Here is a 16,019-nt window from a genome sequence, read left to right as displayed (position 1 = left end):
TTTGATCCGTACCCCATCCGGAGGTGTGTCTGTTGCGAAGACCTCGTGGGACGGGACGGCCGAGATGCGGTCTGGCTGGAGGGGGAGACACGGTGGACGCGGACGAGCTGCTGGTGCTCGTGGCGGGCGGTGACCAGAAGGCGTTCGAAGACCTGTACGGGCTGGTGTCCGGTCCGGTCTACGGACTGGTGCGCCGGGTCGTGCGCGATCCGGCGCAGTCGGAGGAGGTGGCGCAGGAGGTGCTGCTCGAACTGTGGCGGTCGGCCGCGCGGTTCGACCCGCGCCGGGGCAGCGCCCTGTCGTGGGTCCTCACCCTCGCCCACCGCCGCGCCGTCGACCGCGTGCGCAGCGCCCGCGCCGCCGGAGAACGCGAGCAGCGCGAGGCCATGCGCTCCGGGCAGCCCGCCTTCGACCACGTCGCCGAGGAGGTCGAGGCCGGGCTGGAGCGCGAATGGGTGCGCCGCTGCCTGGAACGCCTCACCGCGCTGCAGCGCCAGTCGGTCACCCTCGCCTACTACGACGGCTACACCTACCGTGAAGTGGCCGAGCGGCTGTCCCTGCCGCTGGGCACCGTCAAGACCCGGATGCGCGACGGACTCACCCAGCTGCGCAAGTGCCTGGGAGGAGTCGCGTGAGTTTCGTCGCCCGCCTGCTGAGGCGCGAGGACCTGCACTCCCTCGCCGCCCCCTACGCCCTGGACGCCCTGGAGCGGTCCGAACGGCAGCGTTTCGAGAAGCACTTGAGCACGTGCGAGGTCTGCGCGGCCGAGGTGCGCGCGCTGACCGAGGACGCCGTCCGGCTGGCCTGGTCGACGGCCGCGGCCCCGCCGGCCGCGCTGCGCGAGCGGGTGCTGTCCGCCGTACGGACGCTGCCGCAGGAGACTGCAGGGCGGCCGGCGGCCCGTGCGCGGGCGCCCCAGTTGCCGCCGCATGTGTGGGGCGGCCAGCCGCCGCCGCGCCGGGCGGGCCGCCGTCCGCTGTTCGTGCCGTTCGCCACCGCCACGGCCGCCGCGGCCCTCGTCGTCGCCTCCCTGTTCGCCGTCCAGGCGAACGAGGCGCGGGACGAACTGGCCGCGCAGCGGGCCCGGGCGAGTGAGATCGCTAACGTTCTGGGCGCCTCGGACGCCCGCGCGAGCACCGGCGAGGACGCGAAGGGCAGACGGATCGGGGTGGTGGCTTCCGCATCGGAAGGGCGTGCGGTCGTCACTCTGAGCGGATACGGCGAGCCGCCCGGCGGCCGTGTGCATCAGCTCTGGCTCATGCGCCCCGGCGCGCAACCGCGCTCCCTCGGGCTCTTCGAGGGCGACACGCCCCTGATCGCGTCCGATCTCGAGACCTCGGCGACGTCACTGGCCGTCACCGTCGAGCCCGGCGGCGGCTCTCCGCAACCGACCAGCCAGCCCATTGTCCAACTCGCCCTGAAATCGGTCGGATTCGGAGAGTAATCGTCTACGGGTCGTCAACACCCTTACGGGGAAGGTGAATCCTGTGACCGCGATACACGCGTGCTCCACCGGGACGATAGGGTTAACCTGCCCGGGCCGGGTGGACTCGTACGGGTGGGGAGTGACATGGATCAGATAACAGTGCGCAGCAGGGCCAGGGTCCCTGCGATCACCTGCGGGAGCAGCGCGACCAGTTCGCGCCTCGACCGCCATCTCGCGGTACTGGCGGGTCCCGCCGTGCCGCAGCGGGAGGCGGCCGAGGCGACCTCGCTGATGCGTGAGCTGACCACGCGGGACACCGTGCGCGAGCGCAGCGACCGCACCGCGCGCGTACGCCGTGTCTCGCTCTTCGCCCCGCTGCGCAGGCTCCGTCGCTCGCTGTTCGGCGGACACTGACCCGCACGGGTCACCGCCGAGCGACGTCTCGAGGCCCGTACCCGGCCGGCCCTCCGTCCTGATGCCGCCGCCCTGTCGCCGCCGTCATCCCCACGGCACCGCGGCGGCGTCCCGGAGTGCCACCCGGGTGCGGGCAATTCCCCCGGAATCCACACCGCGCTCCCCGGCCCCGTCCCACCCGTGCAACGGCCCGGCCCCGCCACGGATCCCGACGGGGCCTTCGCCGTGCCCGTACGCCCGCGGCCGCTCACTCCCCGCCGCGCGCGTACCGGCGCACCGCCAGCGGCACGAACACGGTGAGCAGCACCGCACACCAGGCCAGTGACCCGGCGACCGGGTGCGCCACCGGCCAGGCAGCCCCGTCCGGCACCGGCGCGTTCCCGAACAGTTCCCGCAGCGCCGTCGTGACCGCGCTGATCGGATTCCACTCGGCGACCGTGCGCAGCCATCCGGGCAGTCCACCGGCCGGGATATAGGCGTTGGACAGCAGCGGCAGCAGGAACGTCGCCGCACCCAGCTGGCCCGCCGCCTCCTCGCTGCGGGTGAGCAGCCCCAGGAACACCCCGATCCACGTCATCGCGAACCGGAACAGCAGCAACAGCCCCAGCGCGCCGACCGCTTGCAGCGCCGACCCCTCGATCCGCCAGCCCACCAGAAGCCCGGTCAGCAGCAGCGGTACGGTCCCCACCGCCGTCACCACCAGGTCCGCCACCGTCTGGCCGAGCGGCACCGCGGCCCTGCTCATCGGCAGCGTCCGCAGCCGGTCCGTCACCCCCCGGTGCGTGTCCTGCGCGGCCTGGAACATACCGGTCATGATCCCGTTCGCCGCGGTCGCCACCAGCAGGCCCGGCACCAGGAAGGACCGGTACTCCCCGCCTGGCATCGCGAGGGCGCTGCCGAACACGTAGCCGAAGAACAGCAGCATGTTGATCGGCATGGCCTGGGTGAGGATCAGCAGGCCCGGGTTGTTGCGGGCCCGCCGCAGCTGTCGGCCCAGCATCGCTCCGCCGTCGTACACCAGTGTGCTCATGCCGCACGCTCCTCGGTGAGGCGCAGGAAGACGTCGTCGAGGGTCGGCGGGCGCAGGCTCGCGTCGACCAACGGCACGCCCGCCGCGTCGAGTTCGCGCACGAGGCGCGGAAGGGTCAGGGTGTCGTCCCGGCTGAGCGCGCCCACTGCGCGCCGCTCGCGGTCGAGCGAGGGTTCGGCGCCGGTCAGCCGGTCCAGCACGGCCGCCGCGTCCACCATCGTGTCCACGTCCCCGACCACCACCTCGACCTGGGTGCCCAGGACCGCCTTGAGCTGGGCGGGCGAGCCCGTCTGCGCGATGCGCCCCCGGTCCATCAGCGCGATGTCGTCGGCGAGTTGGTCCGCCTCCTCCAGATACTGCGTGGTCAGCAGTACGGCCGTGCCGGCGGCGGCCAGCTCCCGCACCGCCTCCCAGATCCGGCCCCGGCTCGCCGGGTCGAGTCCGGTCGTGGGCTCGTCCAGGAAGAGCACGTCGGGACGGCGGACGAGGCTCGCGGCCAGGTCGAGGCGGCGGCGCATCCCGCCGGAGTAGCCGGACACCGGCCGGTCGGCGGCCTCGGTCAGACCGAAGCGGTCCAGCAACTCGTCGGCCTTCTCCGCCGGTCCGCGCACCCGGTGCAGCCGGGCGAACAGCCGCAGATTCTGGCGCCCGGTCAGATCGCCGTCGACGGAGGCGTCCTGGCCGGTGACCCCGATGTGGCGGCGTACGGCCGCCGGGTCGCGGAGCAGATCGTGCCCGGCGATCCGGGCGGAGCCGGCGTCCGGCCGCAGCAGCGTGGTGAGCAGCCGTACGGCGGTCGTCTTGCCGGCGCCGTTCGATCCGAGGAGGCCGCAGACCGTGCCCGGCGCTATCGCGAGGTCGAGCCCGCGCAGGGCGTCGACCTCGCCGAACCGCTTGCGCAGACCTTCACTAAGTACAGCGTACGTAGAAGTCATGGCTCGACCATAGCGCACTACGTACGGTGTACGTAACTACGATGGAGGCCGAGGTGATGTTCCATGGCGGGCAAGGCGTCCGTGCCGAGCGTGATCTGGGCGCGACCGGAGCGGACGGGACGCGGTCCCAGACCCGCGTTCACGCGCGCGGACATCGCGGCGGCCGCGGTGCGCCTCGCCGACGAGGGCGGGCTGGACGCCGTCTCCATGCGGCATGTGGCCGCGGAGCTCGGCTGCGGCACGATGTCGCTGTACAACTACGTCCCCCGCAAGGAGGACCTGTACGAGCTGATGATCGACGCCATCGGGGCCGAGCACGAGATCGCCGAGCCCTCCGGCGACTGGCGGGCCGACATGGTGCGCAACGCGCTGGAGACCCGCGCGATCATGCACCGGCACACCTGGGCGCCCCGGCTGATGTCCGGGGTGTACGGCTTCAGCCCGAACAGCCTGCGCTACCTGGAGCACTGCCTGGCCTGCCTGGAGCCGCTGGACGTTCCGTACAGCGAGAAGATGGAGCTGGTCGCGCTCCTGAACGGCGTGGTGACGACCTACACGGCCAACGAGATCGCCACCGCCGAACGCACCCGCTCCATGCCGTGGACCGAGGAGGAGGAGAACGCGGTCCGTATCGCCTACCTCGGCGGCCAGGTCGCCACCGGCGCCTATCCGCGGCTGGCCGCGGCCTTCATGGAGAGCAGCGGCCCGATCGACCTGGAAGGGGTGTTCCGCCGGGCCCTGGACCGGGTGCTGGACGCCTTCGACCCCGACCGCTGACCTCTCAGATCAGCGCGAGCTGCCCCTCTGGCCCCTCCTCCTGACCCTCCAGCACCGACGCCGGCCGACGGGCCGTGGCCGGGACCGGCAGCACCCCCGCCGCCCGCAGATCCGCCGCCGTGACCGTGGAGGGCAGGTCGTCGCCCAGCGACGCGGTCTCCGCCAGCAGGGCCAGGACCGTGATGAGCTCCAGCAGTTCGGACGTCCACTCCTGCGGCCAGGCCGCCGGGCGGATCGCGGCCAGGGTGCCCGGCTCGGCGTCCGCCGTACGCGCCGTGAACCACTGCTCCAGCACCCGCACCCCGCCCACCGCGAAGTCCCAGGCGGCCGCGGGCACCGGCGAGATACGGCCCTCGCCGAGGAGAAGGACCTCCTCCTCGCGGTCGTACTCCAGAGCCGGCGGCCGGGACGGCAGGGGAGCGCGGACGTACGGGCGGCGCCCGCCGGGCAGCTTGGGCCGGTCGCCGTCCCGGCGCAGCAGCCACAGGATCCGCCGGCCCGTCTCCACACCGCGCGCCCACAGCGCCGGATCATCGGTGAGCGGCACCCGCAGGTCGGGGCGGACCGCGGCGAACGTCCAGGCGAGCATGTCGTACGCCTCGACCGGGACCCCCAACCGGCTCTCCAGGTACGGCAGCAGGCCGGGCGCGAGATTGGGTTCCGTGCCGTGCGGGCGCCGGTAGAGCGGGCGGACACGGCCCGGCCGGACCAGCGGGAGCAGCGAGGTCGCCAGCAGGCCCGTCTCCGGGCTCTCCACGACGAAGACCTGGCGCGCGTCCGCCACCCGCCACAGCTCCGGGCGGGCGGCGTCGATCAGCCGGTGGTCGGGGATCAGCCACTGCTCGTCGAAGGGGGCGGCCAGCACCCGCACCGGCTCCGGGCAGGGACCCGAGGCCCGCAGCAGTTTGCCGGTGCCGGTGGACTGGCCGGGCAGCTGGGCGGCCGCCGAGTGCAGGGTGCGCGAGCGGGTCGGCTCCAGCAGGGCCTCCCGGTCGGGACCCTCGGCCTTCACGAACGCGTCCCAACGCGCTTTCAGGGACGCCGCGTCGGGGCCCGCCGGCCAGCCCCGGCCGAGCCGCGGCGGTGCGACGGACCACGGCATGAGGTCCGCCAGCGGCGGAGCGTCGTCGTGCGTCACGCCCGGCATCGTACGGCCTGGGCGCCGCCCGGGGGTCAGGTGGCCTCCAGGGTCACCGTGAAGGAGAAGCGGTCGCCCCGGTAGTGGATGACGGCCGCGTCCAGCACCCGGCCGCCCGCGTCGTAGGTCAGACCGGTGTAGTGCAGGATCGGGCTCAGCAGCGGGACCTGGAGCAGCTTCGCCGTCTCCGGGTCGGCGAGCCGGGCCTCCACGGTGTCCGTGATCCGGCTGATGTCCGCCCCGACGACGTCCCGCAGCACCTTCGTCATCGGCCAGCGCAGCAGATCGTCCGGGTCGATGCGGGAGGCCAGCTCGGGACGGACGTAGTTGCGGGCGTGGTTGGTCGGTTCGCCCGTCGCCCCGTCGCTGCGCAGCCGGTGGTACGCCGCCACCTCGTCGAGGTCGGGGAAGTGCTCGGCGACCTCGGCGGGCACCGGCGCCGGTCCGTGCTCCAGCAGTTCGGCCGTCATGCCGGACTGCTGGGCCACGATCGCGTCCACCGAGCCGAGCAGCCGCACCGGGGCGCCCCGGCGAGCGTCCGGCTCGATGAAGGTGCCGCGCCGGCGGTGCCGGGTGATCAGGCCCTCGTCCTCCAGCTCCTTGAGGGCCTGGCGCATCGTCAGCACGCTCACGCCGTAGTGCTCCGCGAGCTGCTCCTCGGTGGGCAGGCGCAACGGGTCCTGCGGCCGGCGGCCCAGTATGGAGGCGCGCAGCGACTGCGACACCTGGTACCAGAGCGGCAGTTTGCGGTTCAGGACGATGGAGTCCGGGGCGAAGGGGGTCACGGGCTATCCGTACCTTCCGCGGATCGGTCAGCGCAACGGACTGAAGTGACGCTCCAGGCCGTCCCAGACGTCGTCGTACCGCCGCTGCAGGTGCTCGGCGCCGGCCGCCTGGGGGGTGAGGGTCACCGGCCAGCGGGTCTCGAACATGAACGCGAGACCGTCGTCGATCTTCTGCGGCTTCAGCTCGGCGGCGCTCGCGCGGTCGAACGTCTCCCGGTCCGGGCCGTGCGCGGACATCATGTTGTGCAGCGAGCCGCCGCCGGGCACGAAGCCCTCCGCCTTCGCGTCGTACGCGCCCTCGACCAGGCCCATGTACTCGCTCATCACGTTCCGGTGGAAGTACGGCGGCCGGAAGGTGTCCTCGCCCACCAGCCAGCGCGGCGCGAAGACCACGAAGTCGACGCCGGCCAGACCGGGGGTGTCCGAGGGGGACGTCAGCACCGTGAAGATCGACGGATCGGGGTGGTCGTAGGAGATGGTGCCGATCACATTGAAACGGCGCAGATCGTAGACGTAGGGCACATGGTTGCCGTGCCAGGCGACCACGTCGAGGGGGGAGTGGTCGTAGGTCGCGGTCCACAGGTTCCCGCAGAACTTGTTGACCACCTCCACCGGGCCCTCGCTCTCCTCGTACGCGGCCACCGGCGCCCTGAAGTCCCGGGCGTTCGCCAGGCCGTTGGCGCCGATCGGACCGAGGTCGGGCAGCTGGAACCGCGCACCATAGTTCTCGCACACATAACCCCGGGCGGAGTCGTCCAGCAGCTCCACACGGAAGCGCACCCCACGGGGGATCAGCGCGATATGTCCCGGCTCCACATGGAGCAGCCCGAACTCGGTGCGCAGCAGCAGCCCGCCGCGCTCCGGGACGATCAGCAGCTCGCCGTCGGCGTCGCTGAACACCCGGTCCATCGAGGCGTTGGCGTGGTACAGGTGCACGGCCATCCCGGCGCGCTGAGCGGCGTCGCCGTTGCCGCCGAGCGTCCACAGTCCGGCCAGGAAGTCGGTGCCGGGCGCCGGGTCGGGCAGGGGGTTCCAGCGCAGCCGGTTCGGGTCCGGGACCGTCTCGGTGAAGGGCGCCGTGCGGATCTCGCCGTTGCCGGTGCGGGTGAACGCCGGGTGCTGGGCCGAGGGGCGGATGCGGTAGAGCCATGAGCGGCGGTTGTGCGCCCGCGGCTCGGTGAAGGCCGAACCGCTCAGCTGCTCCGCGTACAGGCCCAGCGGGGCGCGCTGCGGGGAGTTGCGGCCCTCCGGGAGGGCGCCCGGCACCGCCTCCGAGCTGTGTTCGTTGCCGAAGCCGGACAGATACGACAGGCCCTCGGCGGTCTTCCGCGCGTCCCCGCTCATGCTCGCTCCCTTGCGATCCGATTCCTATGCTTCACCGTAGGATTGCGATTTCCCGCGCGCAAGAGATCCGCCCGGACTCATCGGGGAAGATCCGCCGGGTCCCGTCCGTCGTACGACGTGAGGCGGAGACGGACCAGACTCAAGGGGGATCCCCGCTGTCGGACCCGTGTTCTAGTCTCCCGACATGTCGTGGACACGGTCCCTTCCCGCGGCCCTCGTGGCCGCCCTTCTGCTGGCCGGGGCGGCCGGCTGTGGCTCCGGCACGCCCGCCGGGCAGGACGGCATCGCGTCCTCGCCGGTCGGCAAGGTCCTGGACGACACCGACGGCGAGGGCCGCCACTACCGCGAGGTCGACGAAGGGGACGCGCCCGGCGTCGGCATCGAGGTCGAGCCCGACCCGGCCCGCGCCGGCGACTGGGACGTACGGCTGACCCTGCGCAACTTCCGCTTCTCACCCGCGGGCGCCCGGACGGAGCCGGCTCCCGGGCGCGGACTGGCCCACCTCTTCGTGGACGGCCACCGCGTCGCCGAGCTGCGCACCGACCGGTACCGCATCCCCGCGTCCCTCGTCCCGCGCGGCACGCACCAGGTCACCGTCCGGCTGTACGCCGACGACGGCACCGTCTGGGCCGTGGAGGAGGCCCCCGTGGAGCGGACGGCCGACATCACCGCCTCGGAGGCGGAGGGGGAGGCGACGGCGGATGCGACGGGTGAGCCGGCCCCGTGATGCGGCGGGCCGTGACCCCGGGGGCCGACGTTCACCGGGTCGTGCCCGAGGGGCATCATGAGACCGTGCCTCATCCCGCATCCCTCCGCCGGGCGCCCGTGCAGCGGCGCAGCGCCGAACGGCTGACCAGGATCCTGGACGCCTGTGCCGACCTCCTCGACGAGGTCGGCTACGACGAGCTGAGCACCCGGGCCGTCGCCCAGCGCGCGGGCGTGCCCATCGGCTCGGTCTACCGGTTCTTCGGGAACAAGCGCCAGATGGCCGACGCCCTGGCCCAGCGCAACCTCGAACGCTTCAGCGACCGCGTCACCGAGCGCCTGAAGGAGGCCGGTGGCGGAGGCTGGCGGGCGGCGCTCGAGGCCCTTCTGGGCGAGTACGTCGCCATGAAGCGCACCGCGCCCGGGTTCTCCCTCGTCGACTTCGGCAACCAGATCCCGGTCGGCACCCGGGGCGAACCCAACCGCCGTGTCGCCGACCGGCTCACCGAGCTGCTCGCCGGCCACCTCGGCCTCGAACCCGACGATGATCTGCGCCGCACCTTCCTCGTCGCCGTGGAGACCGCCGACACCCTGGTCCACCTCGCCTTCCGGATGGCGCCGGACGGCGACGAGCGGATCCTGGGGGAGGCGCGGGAGCTGCTGGAGGCGTATCTCTGCAGGGTGCTGGACTGACGGCGGCGGCCTCGGGCCGAGGGTGGCGGCCTCGGAGCGAGGGCTGAGAGCGGCGGTCTCCGATCCAGGGTTGAGACCTGAGGGCTCCCCACCGTGCGTACCGGTCGGTATGCTCGGCGCACGGCGACGCGCACCGCCGCCGTCACCCACCCCGGGAGGACCCGTGTCCCGCACCGCACTGCGCATCTGCCCCCTGTGCGAGGCCACCTGCGGCCTGACGCTCACCATCGAGGGGACCGAGGTCACCGGCGCCCGCGGCGACCGCGACGACGTCTTCAGCAAGGGGTTCATCTGCCCCAAGGGCGCCGCCTTCGGCGCCGTCGACGCGGACCCCGACCGGCTGCGCACCCCGCTCGTGCGCCGGGACGGCGTCCTGCGCGAGGCCACCTGGGAGGAGGCCTTCGACGCCGTCGCCGCCGGACTGCGCCCGGTCGTCGAGCGGGACGGCCCGAACGCGGTCGGCGTGGTGCTCGGCAACCCCAACGTGCACACCATGGCCGGCGCCCTCTACCCGCCGGTCCTCATCGCCGGCCTGCGCACCCGCAGCCTCTTCACCGCCTCCACGGTCGACCAGATGCCCAAGCACGTCTCCAGCGGCCTCCTCTACGGCGACGCCAACGCGATCCCCGTACCCGACCTCGACCGCACCGACCATCTGCTGCTGATCGGGGCCAACCCGCTGGAGTCCAACGGCAGTCTGTGCACCGCCCCCGACTTCCCCGGCCGGCTGAAGGCGCTCAAGGCGCGCGGCGGCACCCTCACCGTCGTCGACCCGCGCCGCACCCGCACCGCCCGGCTCGCCGACCGGCACATCGCCGTCCGCCCCGGGACGGACGCGCTGCTCCTCGCGGCCATCGCGCACACCCTGTTCGCGGAGGGGCTCGCCGACCCGGGCGAGCTGACCACCCACCTCCAGGGCCTCGACGAACTCCGGGACGCGCTGCGGGACTTCACCCCGGAGGCCGTCGCCGAGGCGTGCGACGTCGACGCCGGCACCATCCGCACCCTCGCCCGCGAGCTCGCGGCCGCCCCCACCGCCGCCGTCTACGGGCGCATCGGCAGCTGCACCGTCCCGCACGGCACCCTCGCCAGCTGGCTCGTGGACGTCTGCACCACCCTCACCGGCAACCTCGACCGCCCCGGCGGCGCCCTCTTCCCACAGGCCGCCACCGACCGCACGCCCCGCCCGGCCGGCCCCGGCCACGGCTTCGCTCTCGGACGCTGGCGCTCCCGGGTGAGCGGCCACCCCGAGGCCAAGGGCGAACTGCCGCTCTCCGCGCTCGCCGAGGAGATCGACACCGCCACCGACGAGGGCACGCCCGTCCGCGCCCTGATCGCCGTCGCCGCCAACCCGGTGCTGTCCGCACCCGACGGCGACCGCCTCGACAAGGCGCTGGACTCCCTCGAGTTCATGGTCAGCGTCGACCCCTACCTCAACGAGACCTCGCGGCACGCCCATGTCGTCCTGCCGCCGCCCCCGCCGTCGCAGAGCCCGCACCACGACTTCGCGTTCAACACCCTCGCCGTGCGCAACCAGGTCCGCTACACCCGGCCCGCGGTCCCGCTGGAGCCCGGACGCATGGCCGAGACCGAGATCATGGCCCGGCTCGTCCTGGCCGCGACCGGCCTGCACGGCACCGACCCGTCCGCCGTGGACGACATGGTCATCGGGCAGACTCTCGGCAAGGCCGTCACCGAACCGCACTCCCCGGTCCACGGCCGCGACCCGCAGGAACTCGCCGCGCAGCTCACGGGCGTCAGCGGCCCCGAGCGGCGCCTCGACATGATGCTGCGCCTCGGCCCCTACGGCGACGGCTTCGGCGCCCGCCCCGACGGGCTCACCCTCGACCGGCTCCTCGCGCATCCGCACGGCATCGACCTCGGCCCCCTCGCCTCCCGGCTGCCGCAGCCGCTGAAGACCGTCAGCGGCAAGGTGGAGCTGCTGCCCGGCCCCATCGCGGGCGACCTGCCGCGGCTGCGGGCCGCGCTGCGCGAGCGCCCCGACGGACTCGTCCTCGTCGGCCGCCGGCATCTGCGCTCCAACAACAGCTGGATGCACAACGTCCCCGCCCTCACCGGCGGTTCCAACCGCTGCACCCTGCACATCCACCCCGACGACGCCGGCCGGCTCGGCGTCCGCGACGGGGCGCCCGTCCGGCTGAAGGGCGCCGGGGGAGAGGTGACCGCGCCCGCCGAGGTCACCGACGCCGTGCGCCCCGGCGTGGTGAGCCTGCCGCACGGCTGGGGCCACGACCGTCCCGGCACCCGGCTCGGCCACGCCTCCGCCGACCCCGGAGTCAACGTCAACCAGCTCCTCGACGGCCGCGCACTCGACCCGCTGTCCGGCAACGCCGTGCTCAACGGCGTGCCCGTCGAGGTGTCACCGGTGGCCGAAACGATCAGCACGCTGACCTGAGCAAAGCTCTGACCTGGACTTCTGCGCTTATTGCTCGCGTGTCAACGTCTTGTTAACGCTGTTCGGCGGGACCTAACGTCCAACGCACCGCCGGCCCTGGTGGGTCGTTCAAGGGCGAACGTTAGGTATCCACTCATGCTGACCATTCTCGGCTTCGCCATGATCGCGACCTTCCTGGTCCTGATCATGATGAAGAAGATGTCACCGATCGCGGCGCTCGTGCTGATCCCGGCCGCGTTCTGCGTCTTCGTCGGAAAGGGCGCGAAGCTCGGCGACTACGTCATCGACGGCGTCACCGGCCTCGCGCCCACCGCGGCCATGCTCATGTTCGCGATCGTCTACTTCGGGGTGATGATCGACGTCGGCCTGTTCGACCCGATCGTGCGGGGCATCCTCAGGTTCTGCAAGGCCGACCCGATGCGGATCGTCGTCGGCACGGCGGTCCTCGCCGCGATCGTCTCGCTCGACGGCGACGGCTCGACCACCTTCATGATCACGGTCTCGGCGATGTACCCGCTCTACAAGCGCCTGAAGATGAGCCTGGTCGTGATGACGGGTGTCGCCGCGATGGCCAACGGCGTGATGAACACGCTCCCTTGGGGCGGCCCGACCGCCCGCGCCGCCACCGCGCTCAAGGTCGACGCCGGCGATGTCTTCGTCCCGATGATCCCCGCCCTCGCCGTGGGCCTGGTGGCCGTCATCGGCCTGGCGTACGTCCTCGGTGTGCGCGAGCGCAGGCGCCTCGGGACGCTCGCCCTCGACGAGGTCCTGGTGACCGAGAAGGAGACCGAGACGGTCCTCGTGGGCGCCGGCGGCACCGGCACGCCCGACTCCCCGGCGCCCGGCGGCGGTTCGGGCACCACCACCGGCACCACCACCGACGGCACCGACGGCACCGACGGCGCCGACGACGAGCGCTTCGCCGCCCTCGACCCCGACCGGCCCACCCTGCGCCCCCGGCTCTACTGGTTCAACGCGCTGCTCACGGTCGCCCTGCTGACCGCCATGATCATGGAACTGCTGCCCATCCCGGTGCTGTTCCTGCTCGGCGCCGCGCTCGCGCTCTCCGTCAACTTCCCGCACATCCCGGACCAGAAGGCCCGGCTGGCCGCCCACGCCGACAACGTCCTCAACGTCTCCGGCATGGTCTTCGCCGCCGCCGTCTTCACCGGTGTCCTGCAGGGCACCGGCATGGTCGACCACATGGCCACCTGGATGGTGGACGTCATCCCCGAGGCCATGGGCCCGCACATGGCGCTGGTCACCGGGGTGCTGAGCCTGCCGCTCACCTACTTCATGTCCAACGACGGCTTCTACTTCGGTGTCCTGCCCGTCCTCGCCGAGGCCGGGGCCGCCCACGGCGTCACCCCGCTGGAGATGGCCCGCGCATCCCTGGTCGGCCAGCCGCTGCACATGTCCAGCCCGCTCGTCCCGGCCGTCTACGTGCTCGTCGGCATGGCCAAGGTCGAGTTCGGCGACCACACCCGGTTCGTGGTCAAGTGGGCCGCCGCGACCTGCCTGGTGATCCTGGGCGCGGGCATCCTGTTCGGCACCATCTGACCCGCTGCACGGAGGAATTCGCTCATGGCGCCCGGTGGGAACCGCGGCTGGCTGCTCCGCCTCGTCATCGCCTTCAGCTTCGCGCAGGGGGCGGTGTCGATGGCCCGGCCCGCCGTCTCCTACCGGGCCCTCGCGCTCGGGGCCGACGAGCGGGCGGTGGGCGTGATCGCGGGCGTGTACGCCCTGCTACCGCTGTTCGCGGCGGTCCCGCTGGGCCGCCGTACCGACCACGGGCGCTGCGCCCCGCTGCTGCCCGCCGGGGTCGTCCTGATCTCCGGGGGCTGCGCGCTGAGCGGCCTGGCCGGCTCGCTGGGCGCGATGGCCGTCTGGAGCGGGGTGATGGGCCTGGGCCACCTCAGCTTCGTCATCGGCGCGCAGTCCCTCGTCGCCCGCCAGTCCGCCCCGCACGAACAGGACCGTAACTTCGGGCACTTCACCATCGGCGCCTCCCTCGGCCAGCTCGTCGGGCCGATCGCGGCGGGCGCGCTGATCGGCGGGGCGGACCGGGCGCACAGCAGCGCGCTCGCCCTGCTGGTCGCGGGCGCCGGCTGCGCGGTCGCCTTCTCCTCGCTGTGGCGCATAGAGAGCCGTACGACGGCCGCGTCCCGGAAGACACCGGGGGACCGGGTTCCCGTCCGGCGCATCCTGCGCGCCCGGGGTGTGCCGGCCGGCATCTTCGTCAGCCTCTCCGTGCTGTCCGCCACCGACATCCTCACCGCCTACCTCCCGGTGGTCGGCGAGCACCGGGGCATCGCGCCCTCCGTGATCGGGGTGCTGCTCAGCCTGCGCGCCGCGGCGACCATCGCCTGCCGCCTGGTCCTCACTCCGCTGCTGCGCCTCCTCGGCCGTACGGCCCTGCTGACGGTCACCTGTCTGCTCGGCGCCCTGCTCTGCGCGGGCATCGCGCTGCCGGTGCCGGTGTGGGCGCTCGCCGCGATGCTGACGGCGCTCGGGTTCTGCCTCGGCGTCGGCCAGCCGCTGTCGATGACGACCGTCGTCCAGGCCCCCCCCGACGCCGCCCGCTCCACCGCCCTCGCGCTGCGGCTGACCGGCAACCGGCTCGGGCAGGTCGCCGCGCCCGCGTCGGCGGGCCTGGTGGCGGGGGTGGCCGGGGTGGCGGCACCCTTCGTGATGCTGGGCGCGCTGCTGCTGGTGTCGGCGGGGACGGCCCTGCGCTCGCCCGCACGGCCGTCCGGGGAGACGGAGGACGGCGGTCCACGGCAAGGACCGGAGGCCGTATTGCGTCGAAAGAGTGGTATCTGATGGGCCGTAAGGCCCTGCTGCCACGATCTTGAGGGCAGATGTGAAAGAGAGTCAGAGACGAGCGATTTGTACGAAAATCGTCTGACTCGGAGGACTCGCATGCCCACCACGCCTCTTCGACGCCGCGCCGCGCGCATCGCCGCCGTCACGGCGCTCACCGCCGCGCTGACCCCGATCACCGGGCTGCCGTCGGCCGGAGCAGCCGCTCCGATGGCCCCGGGGGACAACGGCACCCTCAAGGTCCACACGGCACCGTGGGACGGGGTCGCGCGCACTCCGTACGGCGACGCCATCGACGAGCCCAGGGTCTGCCGGTTCTACCTCGACGCGGCCAACTTCGAGACCGTCACGGCCGTCACCTGGAACATCGTCACCGCGCCGGCGGTCCCGAGCGGAGCCACGCTGAACGGCACCCTCAACCTCAGGAACGGTGTCGGGCACACCGAGGACCTGACGCTCCCCGACGGCCAGTACCGGCTGACCTGGGAGTTCACGGGTGCCACCGCCACCAACCGGGAGAAGACCTTCACCGTCGACTGCCGCGCCTCCATGTCGACCCCCTCGCCCGCCCCGCAGGGCGGACCGGCCGCCGGGGGTGGAGGGATCGCCCGTGACCAGGCCTTCACCACGGTCGCCGGCGCCGCCGCCGTAGGCCTGACCGCCGTGGGCGGGGTGATGTGGTACCGGCTCCGTCGCCGTACGCATGGCGCGTAGGCGGCGCCGGCCCTGGTACCGCAGGCGCCCCTACCGGCTGGCCAGGACGGCGGTCCTCACCGCCGTCCTGGTGATGGGCGCCGACAAGGTCGTCCACCGGGAGGGCCACGGAGCCGGCACGGCCGCGCCGGCTCCGGAGCCCGGGGCGGTCGAGGCCGGTGACGCGCGCCCCGGTGTCGCCGGCCCCGGCGCCTCCCCGGACCCGTCCCCGGGTTCCCCGACCCCGGCCCCGAGTCCCGTCCGTACGTCCGCCGCGCCCCGGGCCGAGGCGGCGTCCCCGCGCCCCGCGCCCCGCACACTGCCCCGCTCCCGGGCCACCCGCATCGTCATCCCGTACATCGGCGTCGACGCAGCGCTCATGGACCTGGGGCTGGACAGCGAGCGCCGGCTGGGGACACCGCCCGAGGACAAGCCCGAACTGGCCGGCTGGTATACGGACGGGCCCTCGCCGGGGGAGCCCGGCACCGCCGTCGCCGTCGGCCACCTGGACACGAACACCGGGCCCGCCGTCTTCGGCGGCCTGGGCGAGCTGAAGCGCGGCAAGCGGATCGAGGTGCGGCGCGCCGACGGACGTACCGCCGTCTACACCGTCGACACCATCAAGGCGTACGAGAAGGACAAGTTCCCCAACCGGCTGGTGTACGGCACCCGCGACCGGCCCGAGCTGCGGCTCATCACCTGTGGCGGCACCTACGACCGCAGGACCGGCTACTCGGGCAACGTGGTGGTCTTCGCGCATCTCACGGCGACCCGCGAGCCCGGCCGTAAGGGCTGAATGGAAGCGTCCGCTTTCTCACGTGCTGGACCGCGCCATCCGAT

At 73.1% G+C, this 16,019-nt stretch carries 16 protein-coding genes; 11 read left to right on the top strand and 5 right to left on the bottom strand.

The genetic code is table 11. The features are described from left to right. Nucleotides 1–92: 92 nt before the first annotated feature. The 3 genes from DC008_RS06715 to DC008_RS06705 all read left to right on the top strand — a co-directional run bounded on the left by DC008_RS06715 (nucleotide 93) and on the right by DC008_RS06705 (nucleotide 1,840). Nucleotides 93–635: a sigma-70 family RNA polymerase sigma factor gene (locus DC008_RS06715; RefSeq protein ID WP_055622798.1), complete on the top strand. Its 543-nt coding sequence runs from the start codon at nucleotides 93–95 to the stop codon at nucleotides 633–635. Further along, nucleotides 632–1,444, top strand: coding sequence for an anti-sigma factor (locus tag DC008_RS06710; RefSeq protein WP_108706149.1), 813 nt, complete (start codon nucleotides 632–634; stop codon nucleotides 1,442–1,444). The genes DC008_RS06715 and DC008_RS06710 overlap by 4 nt, the downstream gene beginning before the upstream one ends. A gap of 126 nt (nucleotides 1,445–1,570) precedes the next feature. Continuing rightward, nucleotides 1,571–1,840, top strand: a complete 270-nt coding sequence (locus DC008_RS06705) for a hypothetical protein (protein WP_055622800.1) — start codon at nucleotides 1,571–1,573, stop codon at nucleotides 1,838–1,840. Between the two features lie 247 nt (nucleotides 1,841–2,087). Here DC008_RS06705 and DC008_RS06700 read toward each other — a convergent pair whose 3' ends face one another. Next, complete coding sequence (locus DC008_RS06700; RefSeq protein WP_108706148.1) at nucleotides 2,088–2,870, bottom strand: ABC transporter permease; 783 nt, start codon at nucleotides 2,868–2,870, stop codon at nucleotides 2,088–2,090. Beyond that, nucleotides 2,867–3,805 (bottom strand): ATP-binding cassette domain-containing protein, encoded by a 939-nt coding sequence (locus DC008_RS06695; protein ID WP_108706147.1) that lies wholly within the window; start codon nucleotides 3,803–3,805, stop codon nucleotides 2,867–2,869. The genes DC008_RS06700 and DC008_RS06695 overlap by 4 nt, the downstream gene beginning before the upstream one ends. Before the next feature lie 63 nt (nucleotides 3,806–3,868). On the opposite strand from DC008_RS06695, the gene DC008_RS06690 reads away from it, so the two are divergent. Further along, complete coding sequence (locus DC008_RS06690) at nucleotides 3,869–4,582, top strand: TetR/AcrR family transcriptional regulator (RefSeq protein WP_108706146.1); 714 nt, start codon at nucleotides 3,869–3,871, stop codon at nucleotides 4,580–4,582. A gap of 4 nt (nucleotides 4,583–4,586) precedes the next feature. On the opposite strand, the gene DC008_RS06685 is transcribed toward DC008_RS06690, so the two are convergent. From DC008_RS06685 to hmgA, 3 genes are read right to left on the bottom strand one after another with little or no spacing between them, the layout of a single operon-like run. Beyond that, a complete protein-coding gene (locus DC008_RS06685) occupies nucleotides 4,587–5,729 on the bottom strand; it encodes a type ISP restriction/modification enzyme (protein WP_108706145.1) in 1,143 nt (380 codons plus the stop codon). A 26-nt stretch (nucleotides 5,730–5,755) separates the two neighbouring features. Next, nucleotides 5,756–6,505 (bottom strand): GntR family transcriptional regulator, encoded by a 750-nt coding sequence (locus tag DC008_RS06680; RefSeq protein WP_108706144.1) that lies wholly within the window; start codon nucleotides 6,503–6,505, stop codon nucleotides 5,756–5,758. 27 nt (nucleotides 6,506–6,532) lie between these two features. Next, entirely contained in the window at nucleotides 6,533–7,849 is a 1,317-nt protein-coding gene (gene hmgA / locus DC008_RS06675; RefSeq protein ID WP_108706143.1) for a homogentisate 1,2-dioxygenase, read from the bottom strand. A gap of 184 nt (nucleotides 7,850–8,033) precedes the next feature. Between hmgA and DC008_RS06670 the strand changes: the two genes are divergently transcribed. From DC008_RS06670 to DC008_RS06640, 7 genes are all read left to right on the top strand, one after another. Beyond that, a complete protein-coding gene (locus tag DC008_RS06670) occupies nucleotides 8,034–8,576 on the top strand; it encodes a hypothetical protein (RefSeq protein WP_108706142.1) in 543 nt (180 codons plus the stop codon). Nucleotides 8,577–8,641: 65 nt separating this feature from the next. Next, on the top strand, nucleotides 8,642–9,247 hold the full coding sequence (locus tag DC008_RS06665) for a TetR/AcrR family transcriptional regulator (RefSeq protein WP_244221335.1): 606 nt from the start codon (nucleotides 8,642–8,644) through the stop codon (nucleotides 9,245–9,247). 163 nt (nucleotides 9,248–9,410) lie between these two features. Continuing rightward, nucleotides 9,411–11,663, top strand: coding sequence for a molybdopterin oxidoreductase family protein (locus DC008_RS06660; RefSeq protein ID WP_108706140.1), 2,253 nt, complete (start codon nucleotides 9,411–9,413; stop codon nucleotides 11,661–11,663). 99 nt (nucleotides 11,664–11,762) lie between these two features. Beyond that, complete coding sequence (locus DC008_RS06655; RefSeq protein WP_341867275.1) at nucleotides 11,763–13,223, top strand: CitMHS family transporter; 1,461 nt, start codon at nucleotides 11,763–11,765, stop codon at nucleotides 13,221–13,223. Nucleotides 13,224–13,247: 24 nt separating this feature from the next. Beyond that, on the top strand, nucleotides 13,248–14,486 hold the full coding sequence (locus DC008_RS06650) for an MFS transporter (protein WP_108706138.1): 1,239 nt from the start codon (nucleotides 13,248–13,250) through the stop codon (nucleotides 14,484–14,486). A 99-nt stretch (nucleotides 14,487–14,585) separates the two neighbouring features. Further along, nucleotides 14,586–15,200 (top strand): hypothetical protein, encoded by a 615-nt coding sequence (locus tag DC008_RS06645; RefSeq protein ID WP_108706137.1) that lies wholly within the window; start codon nucleotides 14,586–14,588, stop codon nucleotides 15,198–15,200. Beyond that, complete coding sequence (locus tag DC008_RS06640; protein ID WP_208645817.1) at nucleotides 15,190–15,975, top strand: class F sortase; 786 nt, start codon at nucleotides 15,190–15,192, stop codon at nucleotides 15,973–15,975. The genes DC008_RS06645 and DC008_RS06640 overlap by 11 nt, the downstream gene beginning before the upstream one ends. The last annotated feature ends 44 nt before the right edge of the window (nucleotides 15,976–16,019 follow it).

Source organism: Streptomyces nigra (assembly GCF_003074055.1).
Classification (GTDB): Bacteria; Actinomycetota; Actinomycetes; order Streptomycetales; family Streptomycetaceae; genus Streptomyces; species Streptomyces nigra.
Note: the sequence above shows the minus strand (reverse complement) of the source record. Positions and strands in the feature narration are given on the sequence as shown.

What these genes read in the sequence shown, in the direction of transcription:
- DC008_RS06705 (WP_055622800.1), top strand. Translation starts at nt 1,571, where the DNA reads ATGGATCAGATAACAGTGCGCAGCAGGGCCAGGGTCCCTGCGATCACC.
- DC008_RS06700 (WP_108706148.1), bottom strand. Translation starts at nt 2,870, where the DNA reads ATGAGCACACTGGTGTACGACGGCGGAGCGATGCTGGGCCGACAGCTG.
- DC008_RS06695 (WP_108706147.1), bottom strand. Translation starts at nt 3,805, where the DNA reads ATGACTTCTACGTACGCTGTACTTAGTGAAGGTCTGCGCAAGCGGTTC.
- DC008_RS06690 (WP_108706146.1), top strand. Translation starts at nt 3,869, where the DNA reads ATGGCGGGCAAGGCGTCCGTGCCGAGCGTGATCTGGGCGCGACCGGAG.
- DC008_RS06685 (WP_108706145.1), bottom strand. Translation starts at nt 5,729, where the DNA reads ATGCCGGGCGTGACGCACGACGACGCTCCGCCGCTGGCGGACCTCATG.
- hmgA (WP_108706143.1), bottom strand. Translation starts at nt 7,849, where the DNA reads ATGAGCGGGGACGCGCGGAAGACCGCCGAGGGCCTGTCGTATCTGTCC.
- DC008_RS06670 (WP_108706142.1), top strand. Translation starts at nt 8,034, where the DNA reads ATGTCGTGGACACGGTCCCTTCCCGCGGCCCTCGTGGCCGCCCTTCTG.
- DC008_RS06650 (WP_108706138.1), top strand. Translation starts at nt 13,248, where the DNA reads ATGGCGCCCGGTGGGAACCGCGGCTGGCTGCTCCGCCTCGTCATCGCC.
- DC008_RS06645 (WP_108706137.1), top strand. Translation starts at nt 14,586, where the DNA reads ATGCCCACCACGCCTCTTCGACGCCGCGCCGCGCGCATCGCCGCCGTC.
- DC008_RS06640 (WP_208645817.1), top strand. Translation starts at nt 15,190, where the DNA reads ATGGCGCGTAGGCGGCGCCGGCCCTGGTACCGCAGGCGCCCCTACCGG.